Here is a 22,891-nt window from a genome sequence, read left to right on the forward strand (position 1 = left end):
TATTTTAATTTTGATAATCAATTGCTTCATTTAATGCCATCTGCTCTTCATCTCCAAGTTCAAGCTTACATTTTCCATGTCTTATTTCTTTGGAGTATGAATAGCATCCATCTGAACTGTGAACGGAATTCAATAAGAATCCATTATTATCTTCATCAAGAAGTGCTATTGAATAACTTAATTGTCCACCCATCTGATTAAATGCGTCATACTTTACTATCCCAACTTTTTGAAAGCATGTTGCTAATCTGTCATATAAATCATCTATATCTTTTTGATTCTTTTCTGTTGTTGCTTTAATAATCTTATTATCTTCAAAAAGAGCTACTATTTCATCTTCAAGGGAAGCTGCTTCTCTTCCCTTCATAAATCTTGATATCTGCTCTTTTATTTTATTTACCTTATTCCCCTGAATAAATATTAAAACAAACTGGATTATTATAATTACAAGTAATGCAATAAGTATAAAGGCAATATCAATATTTAATCCAAGTTGTTCAAATAAGTTACTGTTCATACCATATCACCCCTATTTAAATAATCTTTCTGTTATTTTTTCAAGATCATCTGTACTATAGAATTCTATTTCAATTTTTCCTATTCCATCTCCCTTAGTAGATATTGAAACTTTAGTACCTGTAGCTTGTGTACATTTATCTTCCAGTTCTCTATATACTGATTCAACGCTTGGATTCAAATTTGTTTTCTTTTTATTATTCTGTTTAGGAGTTTTACCTAAATTTTTAACAAGCTTTTCAGTATCACGAACACTCATTTTCTGGTCAAATATCTGCTCGGCAATTTGTATCTGCTTTTCTTTATCTTCGATAGAAATAATTGCTCTTGCATGTCCTGTCGAAAGCTTTCCATCAATAACCATCTGGCGAACTTCCTCACAGAGTTTGAGTAGTCTTAATGAGTTTGTAATTGCTACACGACTTTTTGAAACTTTTTCAGCGACAACATCCTGGGTATAACCGAAATCATCAATAAGTTTTTTAAATGCTAATGCTTCATCTATAGGATTCAAATCATCTCTTTGAATATTGTCTATAAGAGCATACTCTGCTATTTCCTGATCAGAGAGATTCTTAATAATTACAGGCACTTCTTTAAGTCCGGCTTTTTTAGCTGCTCTCCATCTTCTTTCACCACCGATAATTTCATAGTGGTCTCCTCTGTCCTGTACAATGAGAGGGTTAATAATACCATATTGTTTAATTGAATCAGATAACTCTAACAATTTATCTTCATCGAATATTTTTCTTGGCTGATCTCTATTTGGCTCAACCTTTGTAATATTTACTGTAACAATCTGTCCATCTTCATGATTGCTATTATCACTCTTTTTAGTAGAAGAAGCAGGTGCAGGTGCTATCAAAGCATCCAAACCTTTTCCCAATCCTCTTTTAACATTTTTAGTTGCCATTCATTTCCTCTTTCCTTTTTTATTAAATATATGTTATTAAAATTTTTTTGTTTCACGTGATACCATTTATACCATATATTCAATAGTTTTATTTAGAATTTTCTCCCAATAACTTCATCTGCCAATAATCTATATGCCTCAGCTCCTGATGACTTAGTATCATATAAATTAATAGGAAGACCATAACTGGGAGCTTCAGCTAATCTGATATTTCTTGGAATAATGGTTTTATATACATTTTCTGAAATATGGTCTTTAACATTTTCTACTACTTGCATGGAAAGATTAGTTCTGGAATCGTACATTGTGAAAATAACACCTTCCATCTCAAGATCTTCATTTAATCTTTCTTTCACAAGATTTACCGTGTGTACCAATTGACTTAATCCTTCCAATGCATAATACTCACATTGAATCGGAACTAATACTGTATTTGCAGTAGTCATAGCATTAATAGTCAACATACTTAATGAAGGAGGACAATCTATGATAATAAAATCATAATTCTTTCTAATCTTTTCAATTGCCTTTTTTAGTATAAATTCTTTTTCTTCCATGTCAATCAATTCAATTTCTACTGCAGCTAAGTTGACATTGGAAGGTATAATATCTACCCCATCTACGACATCTTTGTAAAGTGCATCATTTACTTTGCACTCTCCAATCAGTAATTCATATATAGTATTTTCTAACTGATTTTTATTTAATCCAAATCCACTGGTAGTATTTCCCTGAGGATCTGTATCTATAACTAATACTTTTTTTCCTTTCTCTGCTAATGTTGCAGACAGATTGATTGATGTAGTAGTTTTACCGACTCCACCCTTTTGGTTAGCTATTGCAATTGCTCGTCCCATTATTTTTTTCTCTCCCTCTTAATTTTTAACCTTGTAATTATATCATAATTTTTCTCTTTGCGTTTAAGATGTGACAATTCTAAAGACAAAGAATTATATAAAAATCTTCTTTTTAAAAGTATTTACTAAATTATATCTATTTTTTGCACAATAATACTTCTATTAATGTTTCACGATTTGAAATAACTATATATTGGGTTTATATGTTTCACGTGAAACAATTTATTGTAAAATTTTTATTTTAAATTGTAATGTTTCACGTGAAACTTTTATACTACAGACAACTATCCTTTATAATGGATTTTTCTGAGGTGTTCCAGCTTTACGCGGATACTTTGAAGATGTTTCCTGAACCTTATCTATAATACAAATTGTTCTTTTAATATCTGAGTTAGGTAATACAAATTCTTCAACAAGTTTTATTTTCCCACCTAAAAGAAAAATTGCATTCTTAGCTTCTTTGACTTCTTCTATTCCTTTATCGCCTTTATAAGCAATAAAGCATCCACCTTTTTTTACATAAGGTAAATCATACTCACATAAGGTTGAAAATCTTGCTACTGCTCTTGAAACTGCTACATCAAATTTTTCGCGAAGTACACCATTTTTTGAATCAGCAAAATCTTCTGCTCTTCCATGAACAGTCTTAATAGAACCTTCTTTATTTAATGAAAGCTCATCAATAACTTTGTTTAAAAATGTAATTCTCTTTTGTAATGAATCTAATAGGGTTACATTTAATTCCGGATAAAAAATCTTTAAAATTATTCCTGGAAATCCTGCACCTGTTCCTATATCAATTACCGACAATGATTGATTTTGAAAATCAAAAAACTGGCAGGATGAAACTGAATCCACAAAATGTAATTTACATACATCTTCAAATTCAGTAATCGCTGTAAGATTTATTTTTTCATTCCACTCCAATAAAAGCTTATAGTATTTCTCTAACTGATCAATTTGCTCATCAGTTATTGAAATATTGTATTCTTCCAAATCTCTTACAAGATTATCAAAGTTATTATTCAAAATTAGTACTCCTTAAAAATACAAGATGTAGTGTTTCACGTGAAACATATAATATAATTAGTGGTTATTATTTCTGTTATAATTTTCAAGGTAAACAAGTAAAACTGAAATATCAGCCGGATTAACTCCACTTATACGAGAAGCCTGTCCAACATTTTTCGGCTTAAACTTTTTAAGATTTGCTCTGGCTTCGAGTCTCAAACTTATTACATCATCGTAATCTATATTAGAAGGAATTTTCTTATTTTCCATCTTTTTGAATTTATCAACCTGACGTTGCTGTCTTTCGATATATCCTTCATATTTAATATTTATCTCAACCTGCTCTATAACATCATTCGGTAATGAAGGTCTGTCTTTATCAAGTTCTTTGATATTTTCATAATTTAATTCAGGTCTGCAAATAAGTTCAGCAAGTGAGACTGCCGTTTTTAATTTTGGAGAATTAAGTTTTTCCATAAATTCCTGGACATTAGAAGAAGCACCTACTTTTATACTTTTCAATCTGTCCATTTCATTTTTAATCTGTTCTTCCTTCTTAATCAAAGCTGAATATTTTTCTTCTGAGATAAGACCTACTTCATATCCTTTTTTTCTCAGACGAATATCTGCATTATCTTGTCTAAGTAAAAGTCTATACTCGGCTCTTGATGTCATCATTCTATATGGTTCCAAATTATCCTTTGTAACAATGTCATCTACAAGAACTCCAATATATCCTTCAGATCTGTCAATTGATAAGTATGGCTTATTTAAAATTTGCATTGATGCATTTATACCTGCATACAATCCCTGTGCTGCAGCTTCTTCATAACCACTACTTCCATTAAACTGACCTGCACTGAAAAGTCCATGGATATTTTTTATTTCCAATGTGGGTGCAAGCTGACCTGAACATAAACAATCATATTCAATTGCATATGCATTTTTTACTATCACACAGTTTTCAAGTCCGGGAACAGATCTATACATTTTAAGCTGAACATCCTCAGGCATTGAAGAAGACATTCCGTCTACATACATCTCATTTGTATAAGTTCCTTCGGGTTCAATAAATACCTGGTGTCTGATCTTATCCGGGAATTTTACTACCTTATCTTCTATTGAAGGACAATATCTGGGACCTATTCCTTCAATCACTCCAGAATAAATAGGTGATCTATGTATGTTTTCTCGGATTATTTCATGCGTTTTTTCGTTTGTATATGTCAGATAACAATTATACTGCTCTTTCTGAATATCATCAGGATTTGTATCAAAAGAAAAAGGAATAACCGGGGTATCACCAGTCTGTATTTCCATTTTCGAATAATCAATTGTACTACCATCCATTCTTGCAGGTGTTCCGGTTTTAAATCTTCTTAATTCAACTCCTGCTTTTATCAAAGAATCAGAAAGTAAATTAGAAGGCTGTAACCCATTCGGACCAGTGTAAGAAATAGATTCACCACATAAACATCTACTCTTTAAATAAGTTCCGGTACATAATATTACTGCCTTTGATTCATAAACTAATCCGGTTACAGTCTTAACACCTCTTACTGTTTTTGAGTATCCTGATTCCAATAATTCCTTATCTTCATTCTGATCAAGTTCATCAAACAATATTTCTTCAATCTCAGATTGCTTTATCATAAGATTTTTTTGAGACTGAAGTATCATTTTCATAGATTTGGAATATTCAAGTTTATCAGCCTGAGCTCGAAGTGAATGTATTGCAGGACCTTTAGATTTATTAAGCATTTTAGATTGAAGATATGTTTTATCAATATTTTTTCCCATCTCTCCACCTAAAGCATCTATTTCTCTAACAAGATGTCCTTTTGATGAACCACCAATATGCGGATTACAAGGCATAAAGGCAATATTATCTACACTAAGTGTAAACACAATAGTTTTAAGACCAAGTCTTGCTGCAGCAAGTCCGGCCTCACAACCAGCATGTCCACCACCAATTACTATCACATCAACTCTATCAGCTATCATTTATACTCTCCAAAAATTTTATTTTCCCATACAGAATTTTGAGAAAATCTCTTCAATTAAATCTTCATCAACTTCTTTACCAATTATCTCACCTAAAAATGCATAAGCGTTCATCAGATCAATTGTGTAAAAATCTTCAGACATACAAGCATCAACACTTAGCTTAACTTTATTCAAACTTTCAAGTGCGTTTATCAAAGCTTCTTTTTGTCTGATATTTGTAACATATATCTCTTCTTTAGGAATAATATCTCCGCTAAAGAACATATCTGTTATTATTTTCTTTAATTCATCAATTCCGGTTTCATCAACCATTGATGTTTTTATTACAGGAATATTTTTCCCGTAAATATTTTGAATGTCATTTTCTAAAACATTTATGCTTTCTGTTCTATCATTCTTATTAAGCAGAATTATCGCATGCTTATCTCTAATAAGATCTTTTATCCTATTTTCATTAGAAAAAGCTTTGTCTGTAGAATCTATAATATATAAAATCAAATCAGCATTATTTGCAGATTTAAGAGCAAGATCTACTCCGATTTTTTCAATCTTATCTTCTGTATCTCTTATTCCTGCAGTATCCATTACCTTTAAAATAATATCGCCTAATCTGATATTCTCTTCAATAATATCTCTTGTTGTTCCTTCTATATCTGTAACAATTGCCTTTTCCTCTCCGGCAAGTTTGTTAAGTAAGGAAGACTTTCCTGCATTTGGTTTTCCAATTATGGCTGTTCTGATTCCGTCTTTTCTAATTATGCCTTCGTCTGAAGACTCAATTAATTTTTCAAGACTTTTAATCCATTTACTGTTCTGAGTACTAAGTCTGGTATCATAATCAGTCAGATCATAATTTTCAGGATCATCAATAGCAGATTCTATATATGCCATTTCATATAAAATTTCTTTTCTTAAATCTTCTATTTTATTAAATAGTTTTCCACTTAGTTGCAGCTCAGAATTTTTCATAGAAAAATCGTTCTTTGCATGAATTAAATCCATTACTGCTTCGGCTCTTGTTAAATCGATTCTTCCATTTAAAAAAGCTCTCTTTGTAAATTCACCGGGTTCAGCAATTCTGCATCCATTTCTGATCAGTAGATTTAAAATGGATTCCATAATTAATCTGCCACCATGAGAATTTATTTCCACAACATCTTCTTTTGTGTAACTTCTGGGTGCCTTCATTATGGAAATCATAATTTCATCTACTTTTGTCTCATTTTCATCAACTATAAATCCATAATTAATGGTATGACTCTCATATTTTTTCAGGGAATGATTTCCTTTTGCATCTATATAAATCTTGTCAGCAATATTTATGGCATTATCACCACTTATTCTTATTATTCCGATCCCGGCGTCTATCATTGCCGTTGCTATTGCGCAAATTGTATCATCCTTAAAAAACATATTTTTATCCCTTTAAAAAAATAGTAATAAAAGCTGCCAATTGAAATTAATGTAAAATCAATGGCAGCTCTTAATTTGATCATTATTTCTTAAGAGTTACTACAACCCTTCTGAAAGGCTCTTCACCTTCACTGTGAGTTGTAACATACTTGTCAGTTTGAAGTGCTGAGTGAATAATTCTTCTTTCATAAGGATTCATAGGTTCAAGTGAAACAGCTTGTCTGTTCTTACGAACCTTATAAGCAATATTCTTTGCAAGATTTTCAAGAGTTGCTTTTCTTCTATCCCTATAATTCTCAGTATCAACCTTCACATGAATGTAATCTTCACTATCTCTGTTAACTACAAGTGAAATAAGATATTGCAGTGAGTCAAGAGTCTGACCTCTCTTACCAATAAGAACACCCATCTCATCACCTGCAAGATCAATCTCAAGAATTTTATCTGTCTGATTATATTTAGCCTTGACATCAACTTTCATGTTCATGGTACTAAATACATTAGCTAAGAATTCATTAGCTTTGTTTATGAAATCATGCTCATAAACATAAGATATCTCCTTAGCTTCACTTTCTTTAGCAGATGATACTTTCTCAGTATTATCCTGAGGTTTATCATTAACAACTTCAGGTTTTTTTGATTCCTCTTTTTTGACTTCTTCTTTTGCTTTGAAATCATTTTTATTATCATTTGAAGATTTCAGAACATCATTTTTGGAATCAGCTTCTTTTACTCTTGCTCTGATCACAGCAGGCTTAACATTTAATCCAAGAAAGCCTGTTGAACCGGTAGAAACAACTTCATAATCAAGATTATCACTTGTAACCATGAGCTGAGCACATGCCTCTGTAATGCATTCTTCTACAGTTTTTTTAGAAATCTCAATATATTCCATTTTTATATCCCCTAATCAGTTATTCCTGTTATCAAATTCTTTTACCATATTTGCTCTGGCAAGGAGACTATTCTTATTTACCTTTCCAGATGAGTAAATATCATTTGCTTTTTTCAGACCAGCTTCCTTCTCTTTTTCAGAACGAGTAGAAGTAACTGTATTCATTGTTCTTGTATTCAGATTAGCATATCTGTTCATCTGAGGTGTTGACTTCATTTCCTCAAGCTTTTTATTATACTTCTCTGTGTTTTTCTCAATCTCAGCATCTATATCCATGTTATCAATATGCTTATTGATAAGAATCTGCTGGATAGTACGAACAACTGCACCAATAATCCAATAAATACCAAGACCTGCAGGAAATGTGAATGTAAAGAATAATGACATAAGAGGCATCATCATATTCATGGTCTTCATAGAATTAGCCATCTGAGCTGCCTGGTCATTAGGATCATTTGAAGTTGCAGGCTGAGGCATAAGCTTTAAACTTATCCACTGAGTTAAGAATGAAAGTGCAGGAATGATCAGTGCACCAATAAACAACGCAAATGATTTATTACTAAATGCAGTTTGGATCATATATGAAGGTGAATCACCTATATTAAGTCCAAGGAAGCTATTATATCTGTTAAGTAAATCATGAGTGTTGGTTATTGAAGAAGCAAGACTTCCAAATTTTTCTGTAAGTGCATTCCAATCAGCAGTTGATGATTTATACAAAACATCAATGAATGTATTCTCAATATAAGAAGTATCACCTGAAGTAAAAGCTTCATTGCTAAACTGTTTTGCGTACTGTGAAGCACTTGAAAGTGTCTGTATGAAATCAGATGCACCGGCTGTCTCTCTGAGCTGACTTACTAAAGGATAAAATGATTCCTTTATCTGACTAACATATGCAGGCATAGAATAAATTACTCTATACAAGGCAATCATAATAGGAAACTGTATTAAAAGCTGAAGACAGCTTCCTGTCTGTGAAACACCATACTTAGCATAAAGAGCCTTTATCTCTTCCTGCTGGGCAAGCATTGAATCATTATCTTTTTTACCTTTGTACTTTGCCTGAATAGCCTGAAGTTCAGGATTCATCCTACTCTGAAGCTTTGAAAACTTCTGCTGCTTATAAGTAAGCGGCATAAGAAAAAGATACATAATGATTGTAAATAAAATAATAGCAAGACCGGTACTTGGTACACCAATCTTATTAAGGAATATAAAAATCCAATTCATGATGTGACCAAGAAGCCACGCAATCGGACCTACTATTTTCCCCTGATATTGTGTAAGTGTAACAATATTCAAAACTAATCCTCCAATACTTACGGTACAGGATCATAACCACCGCTTGAAAAAGGATTACATCTCAAAATCCTCCAAGCTGCCAGTAAACTTCCTTTTAAGGCACCGTATTTTTCTATTGCTTCCAATCCGTATTGTGAACATGTTGGTATATACGGACATTTTGTTCTTTTTAAAGGAGAAACATACCTTTGATATAATTTAATTAGATATATCAATACTCTCTTCATATTTCACCTCATCATTTTTCCTTAGATGAGACTTACCGGCCAGATATAAGAATGACTTTTCTATATCGAAATATGTTGCATCCTTAGCACGGCTTCTGGCCACGACTACTATATCTAAACCACTATTAAATATATTTTCATGTAGCCGGTAAACTTCTCTAACTAGTCTTGCAAACCTGTGCCTTACAATACTGTTACCTACTTTTTTACTTGCTGATATTCCAAGTCTGTTTATAGAACTATCATTTTTTCTGACATAAACAACAATATTTTTATCTGCGTAGCTTTTACCAGTTTTATAAACAAGATGAAAATCAGAAGTTTTCTTTAAACTCTCTGTTTTTTGCATATAAATAATCCTTACGGAGTGTTTTTATCATAATAAGAAATCTGAACAGAATTCCTACAAGATAAGAAAATACGCGAATATGCATCTATGCACATTCGCGTAATAAGACCACAACATAATGTGGTCCCTATTATGCAGATATTTTCTTTCTACCCTTAAGTCTTCTGGCAGCAAGTACCTTTCTGCCTCCCTTAGTTGCCATTCTTGCTCTAAAGCCGTGAACACGAGCTCTCTGAAGCTTATGCGGCTGATAAGTTCTCTTCATAGTCGAAATACACCTCCTTCTTAAATCTATTTAGCAAAATAATTTAATTGTCTGAATCAGAAAAAATCGATGTTATTATAATAAAATTAAGCATTTCCGTCAAGTTATAAAAAAAAATGTGGATAACTTACTAAAATTTTTTAAAAAATGTTTATCAACATATGGTGTGAAAAAAAGTTATCCACATCTAAATGTTGATTTTGTGGATAAACTGTTATTATCTGTAAACTTGCAAATCTTATCCACAAATTGTGGATTAATTGTGGAAAACATTTTGAATAAAAAGGGATAACTTTTCACAATTCCAGTATTCATGCGGCTTTCCGACGGTGATTATCTTTATACTATTTTTCCACTTTTCCACTCACACCCCAAAAAATGTTGAAAATAAAAATATTTTAAAAAAAGTTATCCACAATTTCCTACAATTTGATATTTAGTTATCCATAATATAAAATGAATCTTAAATTCAATATGGGAGACTTTTATGGAAAAGGAAACAGATATAACTAAAAAGCTTGCAGAAAACTTTGACAATCTTAAAGACGAAATACGCAGAGAACTTGGGATGACTGCTATTTCTTTTGAAACATGGATCAATCCTCTATCATTCTATAAATATGAAAATGGAACTGTTATTATTTTAATTCCATTTGATGACAATAACTTCCTTAATTATATAGAACGGAAATATCAAATGTTCTTCAAGGTTACTTTGTCAGAGTTTCTAAATAAGAATATTGAGGTCGAATTCTTATTAGAAAAAGATGCACATATTAATAATGAAGAAACTCTTACAAATAACGATGACGGATCTAAGAATAATCAGAATAATTATGAATTTTCCAATTTAAATCCTAAGTATGTGTTTGATACTTACGTAGTAGGTGGAAATAACAGATTCGCATATAACGCTTCTTTAGCTGTGGCAGAATCACCTGGTGAAGCATATAATCCTCTGTTTCTTTATGGAGGACCCGGACTTGGTAAGACTCACCTGATGCACGCTATAGGTCACTTTATTATAGAAAATAATCCTAATTTTAAAGTACTGTACGTAACATCTGAGCAATTCACCAATGAAGTTATCGAATCAATCAGAAGTGGTAAAGCCGAAGCCATGAGCAGACTCAGAGACAAATATCGTACTGTTGATGTACTTATGGTCGATGATGTTCAGTTTATTATAGGTAAGGAAAGTACTCAGGAAGAATTTTTCCACACATTCAATGTTCTTCATCAGTCAGGTAAACAGATTATTATTTCATCTGATAAACCGCCTAAGGAAATGGAAACCCTTGAAGAAAGATTCAGATCAAGATTTGAGATGGGTCTTATATCAGATATCCAGGCTCCTGATTATGAAACAAGAATGGCAATTCTTAAGAAAAACGCTGAAAGTTATTCCAAGCACATTGATGATGAGATTTTCGAATATATTGCTACTAATATTAAGTCAAATATCCGTGAGCTTGAGGGTGCGTACAATAAGATAATCGCATTCTCCCGTCTTAATAAAGTAGAAATAACTTTGGATAATGCAAAAGAAGCTCTTAAGGATATTATTTATCCGGACGCTTCGAAGGTAATAACAATACCTCTTATCATTACAACAGTCTGTGAGCAGTATGGTGTCAGACAGGAAGATGTTGCTTCTAAAAAGAGAAACAAAGAAATCGTTCTTCCACGACAGATTGTTATGTATCTTGCAAGAGAACTTACTGATGCTCCACTCGAGGAAATAGGTAAATCTCTTGGCAAAAAGGATCATACAACAGTAATGAGCGGTATTAGCAAAATAAAAGATCTTCTTGAAATTGATGATGAGCTAAAAAGAAACATAGATATTATTAATAAGAAGCTAAACCCTTTGGCTTAACAATAAATGTAAAGCTGCTATGAACCTCGCAGGATTTACTTACATGACTTGCAATAAGCTTGTGATATATCTTGCCAGTTGCTCTGATTAAATAAAAGTGGATAAGTCAGTTTATAAATACTTTATAAATTGTTTATGAACTGTGAATTGGAGTGGAAAAGTTTTATATAGGCTGAAATCGCAAAATTTGCCCTGTGGGCTAGAATAAACTTTTCTACATTAAATTTTTATTTATCAACTATTAAAAATTTGTAAATAAGCCAGATAAATTGTATAATAAATACGGATTTCCACAAATCTACATCTATTATTACTAAATACTACTAAGTATTATTAATTTATATATACATGGAGTTTGTGTGTTCCACTACATATCGATTGGAGGGAGTTCTTTCATTCATGAAATTTGTTTGTTCAAAATCAAAGCTTATTACCGGACTGCAGATAGTTTCAAAAGCTGTACCGAATAAGACAACAATGTCAATATTAGAATGCATCCTCATAGATGCTACTGAAGGAGTCATCAAATTTATTGCCAATGACATGGAACTTGGAATTCAGACAGAGGTTGATGGCAATATCTTAGAAAGAGGCTATATCGCTATTGATGCAAAAATCTTTTTTGATATAATCAGAAAGTTACCTGACAGCGATGTAACTATAGATTCCGATTCCAGCGGTAAAGTTACTATTATCTGTGAAAAGGCTAAGTTTAGTATTGTTGGACGTAATGCAGATGACTTTACATATCTGCCAAGTATTGAGAGAATCGATGGAATATCTGTATCACAATACACTTTGAAGAATATAATCCAACAGACCATCTTCTCCATTGCAGAAAATGATGCAAATAAGATGATGAGTGGTGAGCTTTTTGAGATTAATCAGGATACTTTAAAGCTCGTATCACTTGATGGACATCGTATATCCATCAGAAAAGTTAAATTACAGAACTCTTATGCTCCTAAGAAGGTTGTTGTACCGGGAAAAACTTTATCTGATATTAGTAAGATAATCGGTGACAGCACAGAAAACAAAGTAGATATTTTCTTTACAGATAAACATATTTTATTCGAATTTGATAAAACTATAGTTGTTTCCAGACTTCTTGAAGGCGAATATTTTAACATTGATCAGATGCTTTCAAGTGATTATGAAACAAAAATGACCATCTCCAGAAAAGAAATGCTCGATTGTATAGACAGAGCTACTCTTCTCGTCAAAGAAGGCGATAAGAAACCGGTAATTATTTCAATAAATGATGAGAAAATGGAATTAAAGATAAACTCAACCATAGGAAGTATGGATGAGGAAATTGATATAGAAAAACAGGGTAAAGATCTTATTATTGGTTTTAACCCTAAGTTTTTGATAGATGCACTTCGTGTTATTGAAGATGAGAATATAGATATTTATATGGTTAATCCTAAGGCACCCTGCTTTATAAGGGACAAGGATTCAACTTATATTTATCTTGTTCTTCCTATAAACTTTACAACAGTGAGCTAAAATAATGGAAAAAATATCAGTAAATTTAAGAGAAGGCGACGAATTTATTAAATTGGGTCAGGCTATGAAAAAAGCAGGACTTGAGGAATCCGGAGTCGATGCCAAAGTAGATATTCAAGAGGGACTCGTGAAAGTAAACGGGGAAGTTGAGACCAGAAGGGGCCGTAAGCTCTATAGTGGGGATATGTTTGAATATGAAGGCATTCAGGTACAAATAACGAAATGATAATTAAGTCATTAGAACTTGCAGATTTTAGAAATTATAAAAACTTAAGAATAGAATTCAGCAGTGGAACCAACATTCTATATGGTGACAATGCCCAGGGAAAGACTAATATCCTTGAGGCTATTTATCTTGCTGCTACAACCAAGTCCCACAAAGGTAGTAAGGATAAAGAGATTATTTCCTTTGGTAAAGAAGAGGGACATATCAGAACAATCATCGAAAGAGATGGTGCTGAATATCGTGTAGATATGCACCTGAGAAAAAGTAAATCCAAAGGAATTGCAATTGATGGTCAAAAAATAAGAAAAGCATCTGACCTTGTAGGCAGATGCAATGTTGTATTTTTTTCTCCAGAGGATCTTAGTATTATTAAAGATGGTCCGGCGGAAAGGCGAAGATTCATGGATATGGAGCTTTGTCAGCTGGATCAAATTTATTTAGAGAATCTTGCAAAATATAATAAGCTGATAACTGAGAGAAACAAGGTTCTTAAGGATATGTTTGAACATCCTGAAAACAGTGTTCTTCTTGATGTTCAGGATAAACAGCTTTTGGAATATGGATCGGTTATTATTAAGTCCCGTGATAAATTCATTAAGGATTTATGTGAAATAATAGATCCGATTCATACTAAACTTACCGGTGACAGAGAAAAATTAAGAATCTACTACGAACCAAATGTTACAGTAGAAGAATATGAGGACAAGCTTAAAAGTTCCAGACAAAAAGATATATATCTTAAACAGACAACAATAGGTCCTCATAAGGATGACTTTTCATTTAATGTGCGTACTGAAAATGTACCTGAAGAAATAGATATCAGAAAATACGGATCTCAGGGTCAGCAAAGGACAGCCTCGTTATCATTGAAGTTGTCAGAAATTGAGATTGTAAAAAGATCCAAAAAAGAAAATCCTGTACTATTACTCGATGATGTACTATCGGAATTAGACAGTAACAGACAAAATTATTTGTTAAATACGATTGGAAATATTCAAACAATAATTACGTGTACAGGTCTCGATGAATTTGTTAATAATCGTTTTGAAATAAACAAAATATTCAGAGTTGTAAACGGAAGTATACCTGAAGAATAGAGGAAAAAAATGAGTAAGGTTGAAAATAATTACGGTGCAGACCAAATACAGATTCTTGAAGGACTCGAAGCAGTTCGTAAAAGACCCGGAATGTATATAGGAACTACTGCAGCAAGAGGACTTCATCATCTTGTTTATGAAATTGTAGATAATTCAGTAGATGAGGCACTTGCCGGATTTTGTGATCATATTGAAGTTAATATCAATGCAGATAATACTATAACTGTTATGGATAATGGTAGAGGAATACCTGTTGATGTTAACCATAAATCAGGTCTTACAGGTGTAGAAGTAGTATTTACAATACTTCATGCCGGTGGGAAATTCGGCGGTGGAGGATATAAGGTATCAGGTGGACTTCATGGTGTAGGTGCATCAGTAGTAAATGCACTTTCAGAATGGCTTGAAGTTCAGGTTGTACGTGAAGGCAAAATTTATCAGCAGCGCTACGAGAGAGGTAAGGTATGTTATCCCTTAAAGGAAATGGGAACAACAGAAGTAGTTACCTCCGGTACTAAGGTAAGCTTTAAGCCTGATGCTCAGATTTTTAAAGAGACAACTGTTTTTGACTATAACATCCTAAAGCAGCGTCTTAGAGAAATGGCTTTTCTTACAAAGGGACTTAAAATTACTTTAAGAGATTATCGTGTTCAGGAAGGCGAGGACATAATAGAACAGACCTTCCATTATGAGGGCGGAATCAAGGAATTTGTTCAATACCTTAACAAGAGCAAGACAGTCCTTTATGATCAGATAATGTATTTTGAGGGAAACAAGAACAATGTTCAGGTTGAAGTTTCTCTTCAGCATAATGATTCGTTTAATGAAAGTACTTATACTTTTGTAAACAATATAAATACTCCTGAAGGTGGAACTCACCTTGAGGGATTTAAAGCTGCGCTTACAAAGACATTCAATGATTATGCCAGAGAAAAGAAAATGCTCAAGGATAATGAGGATAATCTTACCGGCGATGATATCAGAGAGGGACTTACATCTATCATCAGTGTTAAGATAGAGGATCCTCAGTTTGAAGGACAGACTAAGCAGAAGCTTGGAAACAGTGAAGCAAGAGGAGCTGTAAACAGTGTTGTTTCTGAACAGCTCACATATTTCCTTGAACAGAATCCTCAGGTTGCCAAGGTTATTCTGGAGAAGGCTATTCTTGCACAGCATGCAAGGGATGCTGCAAGAAAAGCAAGGGATCTGACAAGAAGAAAATCTGCACTGGATGGTCTTGGACTTCCCGGTAAGCTTGCAGACTGTTCAGATAAAGATCCGAAGAATTGCGAGATATTTATAGTTGAGGGTGATTCAGCCGGTGGTTCAGCTAAGACTGCAAGATCACGTGCAACTCAGGCTATTCTTCCACTTCGAGGAAAAATACTGAATGTTGAAAAGGCAAGAATAGATAAGATATACGGAAATGCAGAGATTAAAGCTATGATCACTGCTTTCGGAACAGGTATTCATGATGATTTTGATATTGAAAAGCTTAGATACAATAAGATAATCATTATGACTGATGCCGATGTAGATGGTGCGCACATTGCTACTTTGATGCTCACATTTTTATACAGATTTATGCCTGAATTAATTAAAACAGGTCATGTTTATCTGGCTCAGCCTCCGCTCTATAAGCTGGAGAAAAATAAAAAAATATGGTATGCGTACAGCGATGAAGAATTAAATAAAATTCTAAATGATGTTGGACGTGATCAGAATAATAAGATTCAGCGTTATAAGGGTCTTGGAGAGATGGATCCCGAACAGCTTTGGGAAACTACAATGGATCCTGACAGACGAGTACTTCTCAGGGTTAACATTGATGAAGAGGCTGAATCTGACATAGATGTTACATTTACAACACTTATGGGTGATAAAGTTGAACCCAGGCGTGAATTTATTGAGAAAAATGCTAAATTTGTAAAAAATCTGGATATATAATACTAACCTTTTCTATCAAGATAAGGTGTCAGTGTAACTGACAGATGAGGATATAAAATGGCTGATAACAATAACAACAACAATAATAGTGGAGAAGATTTAGCTGATGATATTTTTGATCAGGTAACAACTGACAGAATTAAGGAAGTTGATCTTCAAAAAACCATGGAGGCAGATTACATCGATTATGCCATGAGTGTTATCGCATCTCGTGCATTACCCGATGTCAGAGATGGACTTAAACCGGTTCAGAGAAGAATTCTTTACTCTATGATCGAACTTAATAATGGGCCCGATAAGCCACATCGTAAATGTGCCCGTATCGTTGGTGATACAATGGGTAAATTCCATCCCCATGGTGATAGTTCTATTTATGGTGCATTGGTTAACATGGCACAGCCATGGTCAATGAGATATTGTCTGGTTGACGGACATGGAAATTTTGGTTCAGTTGATGGTGACGGTGCAGCTGCAATGCGATACACAGAGGCCAGACTTACCAAGATTTCAATGGAAATGACGGCTGACATAAATAAGGACACAGTTGATTTTTCACCAAACTTTGATGAGACAGAAAAAGAGCCTACTGTTCTTCCTGCAAGATTCCCCAATCTTCTTGTTAACGGTACAACAGGTATTGCTGTTGGTATGGCAACCAATATACCTCCTCACAATCTGAGAGAGGTTATTTCTGCTGTTGTCAAAATGATCGATAACAAAGTAAACGAAGATAGAGAAACAGACATTGAAGAACTTCTTCCCATAGTTAAGGCGCCTGATTTTCCTACGGGAGGTATCATTCTTGGTACCAGAGGAGCTGAAGAAGCATACAGAACAGGTAGAGGAAAAGTTGTAGTACGTGCTGTTACAGATATAGAGACAATGCCTAACGGCAAGAGCAGGATCATCGTAACAGAACTCCCCTATCTTGTTAATAAAGCAAATCTTATTTCAAAGATAGCTGAATATGTTAAATTGAAAAAGCTTGATGGAATCACTGCCCTTCGCGACGAATCTGACCGTGAAGGTATGAGAATAGTTATCGAATTAAGGCATGATGTCAACGCGAATGTAATGCTGAATCGTCTGTTTAAACATACACAGCTTCAGGATTCCTTTGGAATAATAATGCTTTCACTTGTCAATAATGAGCCTAAAGTTCTTGGACTTGTTGACATGCTTCATCATTACATAGTCCACCAGGAAGATGTTGTAACAAGAAGAACGCAGTATGATCTTAATAAGGCTGAAGAAAGAAACCACATCGTTGAAGGCTTACTTATAGCTCTTGATAACATTGATGAAGTTATTAGTATTATTCGTGGTAGTGCGACTGTTCAAATAGCTAAAGAACAGTTGATGGAACGCTTCGGTTTATCAGATGCGCAGGCGCAGGCTATCGTAGATATGCGTCTCCGTACTCTCACCGGTTTGGAGAGAGATAAGCTTGAGCAGGAGCATGCTGAACTCTTAAAGAGAATTGATGAATTAAAGCTCATTTTATCTGATAAAAAGGTACTTCTTGGAGTAATCAAGAAGGAAATTACTGAGATATCCGATAAGTATGGTGATGACCGTAAAACTCAGATCGGACATGACGATTCTGATATCAACATCGAGGACATGATTCCTAATGTTAATACTGTAATTGCGATGACAAACGTTGGATATATTAAGCGTATGTCTATAGACAATTTCAGAGCACAGAACCGTGGCGGTAAAGGAATAAAGGGTATTTCCACCATAGAGAATGATTATGTGGAAGATCTTCTTATGACAACGACCCATAATTATATTATGTTCTTTACAAACAAGGGACGTGCATACAGATTAAAAGCATATCAGATTCCTGAAGCTTCAAGAACATCAAGAGGAACTGCCATTGTAAATCTGCTGCAGCTTTCTCCGGATGAAAAGATTACTGCTACAATTCCGATTAAGGAGTACACAGAAGAAAAGAATCTCTTTATGGTCACAAGAAAAGGTACTGTAAAGAAAACTCCTATAATGGAATTTGCCAATGTCAGAAAGAATGGTCTTACTGCTATCAATCTTGATGAAGATGATGAACTGATAGAAGTTAAGACTACAAAAGCTGAATCTGAGATTTTCCTTGTAACAAAGAATGGAATGTGTATCAGATTCAAGGAAACTGATGTAAGACCTACAGGAAGATCATCTATGGGTGTAAGAGGAATTATGCTCGGAGATCAGGATGAAGTTGTAGGAATGCAGCTTAATTCCCAGGGCGATTCTCTTCTCATCGTTTCTGAAAAAGGATTTGGAAAGAGAACAAATCTTGAGGAATTCCATATTCAGTTAAGAGGTGGTAAGGGAGTTAAATGCTATAAAATAACTGAGAAGACCGGAAATGTTATAGGAATCAAGGCAGTTAAGGATGAACATGAAATCATGATGATAACTGATAGTGGAATCCTTATTCAGCTCAGGATGGAAGAAATAACCATTCACGGAAGAGTTACCTCAGGTGTTAAGATGATAAACCTTGATAAGGGTGTAAGTGTCGTAGCAATTGCGAAGGTACGTGAAAAAATTTCTAACGGCGATGAGGAATTTGAGAACATAGAGGATGCTATGGTTGAAATTTCCGAAGATGAAGGCGTAGAGATTTCAGAAGACTTCGATGATTCTTTTGAAGAATTTGATGAAGAAACAGATAACACAGAAAATGAAGAGTAAATCTTATGAGAGTAGGGCTTTTAATAACCGAATTTAAATATAAAAAAGTATGTGATTTATGTTTTGGAGCTGATATAGCTGCCAGAGATCTGGGGGTTGAACTTGTTATTTTTCCGGGAAAAGGCATTATAACCGATAAGAATTTTAACAAGGATAATCCCTATGAGTATCAACATCAGGCTGTTTATGACTATATTTATGAAGCCGGATTTGATGGCCTGATAGTAGATATTGAGAGAATCGGAAAAAATGCTCAGATACTTAAAAAGCAGTCTTTTTTAAGACAATTCGGAAAAAAGCCTATTCTTACTCTTACTGAAGTTGACGGTTATGAAAAAGTAGAATTTGATAAATCCAATACGGACTTTGAAATTGGCTGTTTATCGATTGAACAGATACTAAAGAAAATAACCGGAAACACTGTAAAATCCAGAAGACAGATTCTTAAAGATTATTCTGCAGATGATGCAATTAGTACAATAAATAGAATAGCTTCTCTTTCAGACTTTTCTTCTAAATGCAATTATGTGAAGGATAATTATGATTATATAAATAAAAAAATCATTGAATCCGGCTTTCAGAATTTAGAAATATTCTTATTGGAAAATCCTCAGGTATGCTCCTTAAAAAAAGGATGGAAGGTACCTAAACACAGTAAGAGAATAATAACAATTCATGATGGAAATGCTGAAAAGATAGACAATATCAAATATGTGGACACAAAAAATATATTCGATATGTCAGAAATCAAAGGAACAAAAATCATTAGAAACGTATTTCGTTGTGAAGAACAATATGGTTTTTTCATTATGGGATTTGATGAAAACATCAGAATCGGTAACTTTGATGATCTGTTAGTCAGCATTGTTTTAAGTGCTATAAGAATATATTTCTTAAAGAAATGTCTTGTAGACACTGAAGAGGAATTATTACAATGTCAGGAAGAGATAGCCAGAGATGGTTCTGTTCTTGATCATATCGGAGATGAGGATTATTTAACAAAACTTCCTAATAGGCGAGGATTTTTTGCTAAAGCTTATGATTTATTAAAATCAAGCTTTAAAGAAGGAACCTATGCCGTAGTTGCATATATTGACATGGATTCATTAAAAAATATCAATGCCATTCACGGGCATGATGAGGGCGATCATGCAGTAAAGAGAGTTGCAGAGATATTGAAAGAAGTCTTTAGTGAAAGCAGTGTATGTGGAAGAATAAGAGGTGATGAGTTCGCGGTAATAGAGGTTACCGATGAAGAATATAAGGCAGAAGAACTTAGAATAGAGATGGCAAGACAGAATAATAAGCTTTTAATGGAGAATACAAAGTATTTAAACCATCTCATCTATTCAATATGTGAATTTGATTATGAAAAGAGTCTGTCATTAAGAGAAATGCTCAAAGAAACTGATGATAATCTTAAAAATATGAGAAGAATGGAGACAATCGGTTAATCCTGTTTAACTCAGAAACCCGGCTTTTTTTATAAATGTGTTTAGGGTATTTTAAGAATTTATACAGTTGTTAAATCTAATGAAAAAAGTTAAAATGTGCATAACAAATATCATTAGCATTTAATTACTTTGAGGAAAAAGAATGGGAATTGATGCAAACGGACTGGATCCGGAACAACAGGCCTTACTTGCAAGTATAATGGGTAAATCATCACAGCAGGGCGCGGGGAATTTTCATATGTCAACGCCTGCGGCGGGAGCACCATCAGCACCAGCTGCTCCTCCTAATCCGGCTGATAGTGGTAAAATGCTTAGCCAGTCTGAGATTGATGCTCTTATTGCTTCAATGGCAAAATAATAAAACAGATTTGGGGATTTTATGTCTGACAAAATTACTATAAATGTCGGTGATTTCAATAATGATACTAAAAAACTTGTTTCATGGAATGTAAATGGACTTAGAGCCTGTGTATCGAAGGGTGAATTTCAGAAGTTTATGGAAACTGAAGCCCCTTACATTATTGGACTTCAGGAAACAAAGCTTCAGGAAGGGCAAATCAATCTCGATATTCCAGGGTATTATCAATATTGGAATTATGCTGAAAAGAAGGGATATTCCGGTACAGCTTTATTTACCAGAGAAGAACCAATAAATGTAACATATGGTATCGGGATAGAGGAACATGATAAGGAAGGACGCGTTATAACGGCGGAATTTCCGGATTTTTATTTTATTACAGTATATGTTCCTAATGCAAAAGATGATCTTTCAAGACTTGAATACAGATGTGTCTGGGAGGATGATTTTCTGAAGTATATTAAGAATCTTGAAAAGTCCAAGCCTGTAATTTATTGCGGTGATTTAAACGTAGCTCATAAAGAAATCGATTTGAAGAATCCGAAACCAAATCGTGGGCATGCCGGTTTTACCGATGAAGAAAGAGAAAAATTTGATAATGTTATAAATGCAGATATGATAGATACATTCAGATTTTTCTATCCTGATCTTGAGGGGGCTTACTCCTGGTGGTCATACAGATTCCAGGCCAGAGCAAAGAATGCCGGATGGCGTATAGATTATTTTGTTACTTCCAAATCATTGGAAAGTAATCTCAAGGATGCAATTATCTATAAGGATCAAATGGGATCCGATCATTGTCCTGTAGGACTTATAATCAAATAATAAAACCTCACATATCGCTTATAATAGCTGTGATATGTGAGGTTTTTTATGTAGTAGTATTTAGCAGATATTTCTATTCGTATATTTGCTCGTAATTTATCATATTATTATTTTCATAAGGCTTGATCAGTTCATTTACAATCTTATCTGAGAAGTTTTTCATATCATCAAGAGATTCTTCATAGTTATCTAATGTTAATAGATATTCATCATTAATCATCTGATCAAGCATAAGCCTATTGATTTCAGGTGAAAAATGGATTGAATCCATATAGTTATCAAGATTAGTTATAACATCAGGTTCATTCTGAAAACAATAAAGTTTAACATTATCAAACTGGAGCAGAGCTTTTGTCATTTCCTTTTCACAATGAATAAATGCATCCCTCTCTCCTGTTCTATATATTCCATCCCACCAAAGCATTGAATAAGCAGGATAAAAGAAATAAAACTCAGTATCAGGATGGTTACGTACTTCGTTTGTAAGAAGCTCAATATTTCCCTGCAACTCTTCATCATATACTGACTCTTCCATCATGGGTTTAACATCATTTGGTCTGAAATATAGTCCGAGAGAAGTTTCTTTGTTAAAGCTTTTCCATTTTGCCCAATTGTATGAAAGATTCTCATCGTAATCTACAATATAAGAATTTACTATCATATATGGAATCTTTTCAAATAAAACGCCTTTATTAAAAAGATACTGAATATCATTGAAAGGATTATGATCATAAAGATACATCGGGCATCCTGTGGATTCATAAGTAGGTTCTGTGCTGGCATTTAGTGATGAAGGATCAATATTGTAAAAAACCTTTTTAATATCATTACCTGATGAAAATGCTTCATCCAGCAAATAACATAAGTCAGCTGTAGCGCCATAGGATCTAATTGCCTTAATGGATTTGCAATTAAAAGCTTCATCATACCATCCATTATCATTATTTTCTGCTACTGATGAACCAACTATGATTGCATCATAATCAAAATGTCTAAGAGTTCCGATACATTGATATTCCTTATCATTCAATACCGCTTTTAAACCAAACCAGGGTTTATGGTAATGAAAGAAAGGATCTATAAGGAATACAATAAATCCAATCAGTATGATGATCAGCAGTGTGATCAAGCAAAATCT

At 33.6% G+C, this 22,891-nt stretch carries 21 protein-coding genes; 9 read left to right on the forward strand and 12 right to left on the reverse strand.

The features are described from left to right. Window positions 1–4: 4 nt before the first annotated feature. The 11 genes from G622_RS0100165 to rpmH all read right to left on the reverse strand — a co-directional run bounded on the left by G622_RS0100165 (window position 5) and on the right by rpmH (window position 9,758). Entirely contained in the window at window positions 5–517 is a 513-nt protein-coding gene (locus tag G622_RS0100165) for a DUF4446 family protein (protein ID WP_026509000.1), read from the reverse strand. Between the two features lie 12 nt (window positions 518–529). Further along, window positions 530–1,429, reverse strand: a complete 900-nt coding sequence (locus G622_RS0100170; protein WP_026509001.1) for a ParB/RepB/Spo0J family partition protein — start codon at window positions 1,427–1,429, stop codon at window positions 530–532. A 92-nt stretch (window positions 1,430–1,521) separates the two neighbouring features. Next, window positions 1,522–2,286 carry a ParA family protein gene (locus tag G622_RS0100175; protein WP_026509002.1) on the reverse strand — a complete coding sequence of 255 codons (765 nt, stop codon included), beginning with the start codon at window positions 2,284–2,286 and terminating at the stop codon, window positions 1,522–1,524. A 291-nt stretch (window positions 2,287–2,577) separates the two neighbouring features. Continuing rightward, window positions 2,578–3,315 (reverse strand): 16S rRNA (guanine(527)-N(7))-methyltransferase RsmG, encoded by a 738-nt coding sequence (gene rsmG / locus G622_RS0100180; protein WP_044956886.1) that lies wholly within the window; start codon window positions 3,313–3,315, stop codon window positions 2,578–2,580. 57 nt (window positions 3,316–3,372) lie between these two features. Further along, window positions 3,373–5,301 carry a tRNA uridine-5-carboxymethylaminomethyl(34) synthesis enzyme MnmG gene (gene mnmG, locus G622_RS0100185; RefSeq protein ID WP_026509004.1) on the reverse strand — a complete coding sequence of 643 codons (1,929 nt, stop codon included), beginning with the start codon at window positions 5,299–5,301 and terminating at the stop codon, window positions 3,373–3,375. An 18-nt stretch (window positions 5,302–5,319) separates the two neighbouring features. Then, complete coding sequence (gene mnmE, locus G622_RS0100190; protein ID WP_026509005.1) at window positions 5,320–6,717, reverse strand: tRNA uridine-5-carboxymethylaminomethyl(34) synthesis GTPase MnmE; 1,398 nt, start codon at window positions 6,715–6,717, stop codon at window positions 5,320–5,322. A gap of 82 nt (window positions 6,718–6,799) precedes the next feature. After that, window positions 6,800–7,612 carry an RNA-binding cell elongation regulator Jag/EloR gene (gene jag, locus G622_RS0100195; RefSeq protein WP_026509006.1) on the reverse strand — a complete coding sequence of 271 codons (813 nt, stop codon included), beginning with the start codon at window positions 7,610–7,612 and terminating at the stop codon, window positions 6,800–6,802. Window positions 7,613–7,627: 15 nt separating this feature from the next. Continuing rightward, window positions 7,628–8,917 carry a YidC/Oxa1 family membrane protein insertase gene (locus G622_RS0100200; RefSeq protein ID WP_026509007.1) on the reverse strand — a complete coding sequence of 430 codons (1,290 nt, stop codon included), beginning with the start codon at window positions 8,915–8,917 and terminating at the stop codon, window positions 7,628–7,630. Between the two features lie 17 nt (window positions 8,918–8,934). Continuing rightward, window positions 8,935–9,144 carry a membrane protein insertion efficiency factor YidD gene (gene yidD, locus G622_RS25055; RefSeq protein ID WP_081675107.1) on the reverse strand — a complete coding sequence of 70 codons (210 nt, stop codon included), beginning with the start codon at window positions 9,142–9,144 and terminating at the stop codon, window positions 8,935–8,937. Further along, a complete protein-coding gene (gene rnpA / locus G622_RS21105; protein WP_044916567.1) occupies window positions 9,116–9,493 on the reverse strand; it encodes a ribonuclease P protein component in 378 nt (125 codons plus the stop codon). The genes yidD and rnpA overlap by 29 nt, the downstream gene beginning before the upstream one ends. A gap of 130 nt (window positions 9,494–9,623) precedes the next feature. Beyond that, window positions 9,624–9,758: a 50S ribosomal protein L34 gene (rpmH, locus tag G622_RS0100210; protein WP_022761795.1), complete on the reverse strand. Its 135-nt coding sequence runs from the start codon at window positions 9,756–9,758 to the stop codon at window positions 9,624–9,626. Window positions 9,759–10,245: 487 nt separating this feature from the next. On the opposite strand from rpmH, the gene dnaA reads away from it, so the two are divergent. From dnaA to G622_RS0100255, 9 genes are all read left to right on the forward strand, one after another. Next, window positions 10,246–11,637, forward strand: a complete 1,392-nt coding sequence (dnaA, locus tag G622_RS0100215; protein WP_026509008.1) for a chromosomal replication initiator protein DnaA — start codon at window positions 10,246–10,248, stop codon at window positions 11,635–11,637. 399 nt (window positions 11,638–12,036) lie between these two features. Continuing rightward, complete coding sequence (dnaN, locus tag G622_RS0100220; RefSeq protein ID WP_026509009.1) at window positions 12,037–13,146, forward strand: DNA polymerase III subunit beta; 1,110 nt, start codon at window positions 12,037–12,039, stop codon at window positions 13,144–13,146. 4 nt (window positions 13,147–13,150) lie between these two features. Further along, entirely contained in the window at window positions 13,151–13,372 is a 222-nt protein-coding gene (locus tag G622_RS0100225; RefSeq protein ID WP_026509010.1) for an RNA-binding S4 domain-containing protein, read from the forward strand. Continuing rightward, on the forward strand, window positions 13,369–14,469 hold the full coding sequence (recF, locus tag G622_RS0100230) for a DNA replication/repair protein RecF (RefSeq protein WP_026509011.1): 1,101 nt from the start codon (window positions 13,369–13,371) through the stop codon (window positions 14,467–14,469). Before G622_RS0100225 ends, recF begins: the two co-directional genes overlap by 4 nt. 9 nt (window positions 14,470–14,478) lie before the next feature. Further along, complete coding sequence (gene gyrB, locus G622_RS0100235) at window positions 14,479–16,416, forward strand: DNA topoisomerase (ATP-hydrolyzing) subunit B (RefSeq protein ID WP_026509012.1); 1,938 nt, start codon at window positions 14,479–14,481, stop codon at window positions 16,414–16,416. 57 nt (window positions 16,417–16,473) lie between these two features. Next, complete coding sequence (gyrA, locus tag G622_RS0100240; protein ID WP_044916566.1) at window positions 16,474–19,116, forward strand: DNA gyrase subunit A; 2,643 nt, start codon at window positions 16,474–16,476, stop codon at window positions 19,114–19,116. 5 nt (window positions 19,117–19,121) lie between these two features. Beyond that, complete coding sequence (locus tag G622_RS0100245) at window positions 19,122–20,570, forward strand: GGDEF domain-containing protein (protein WP_026509014.1); 1,449 nt, start codon at window positions 19,122–19,124, stop codon at window positions 20,568–20,570. A 142-nt stretch (window positions 20,571–20,712) separates the two neighbouring features. Beyond that, a complete protein-coding gene (locus G622_RS0100250; protein WP_026509015.1) occupies window positions 20,713–20,928 on the forward strand; it encodes a hypothetical protein in 216 nt (71 codons plus the stop codon). A gap of 21 nt (window positions 20,929–20,949) precedes the next feature. After that, complete coding sequence (locus G622_RS0100255) at window positions 20,950–21,753, forward strand: exodeoxyribonuclease III (RefSeq protein ID WP_044956887.1); 804 nt, start codon at window positions 20,950–20,952, stop codon at window positions 21,751–21,753. Between the two features lie 73 nt (window positions 21,754–21,826). Here G622_RS0100255 and G622_RS0100260 read toward each other — a convergent pair whose 3' ends face one another. After that, window positions 21,827–22,882 carry an SGNH/GDSL hydrolase family protein gene (locus G622_RS0100260; protein WP_242832926.1) on the reverse strand — a complete coding sequence of 352 codons (1,056 nt, stop codon included), beginning with the start codon at window positions 22,880–22,882 and terminating at the stop codon, window positions 21,827–21,829. Window positions 22,883–22,891: the final 9 nt, after the last annotated feature.

The sequence above is a fragment of the Butyrivibrio sp. LC3010 genome, from assembly GCF_000424385.1.
Taxonomy (GTDB): domain Bacteria; phylum Bacillota; class Clostridia; order Lachnospirales; family Lachnospiraceae; genus Butyrivibrio.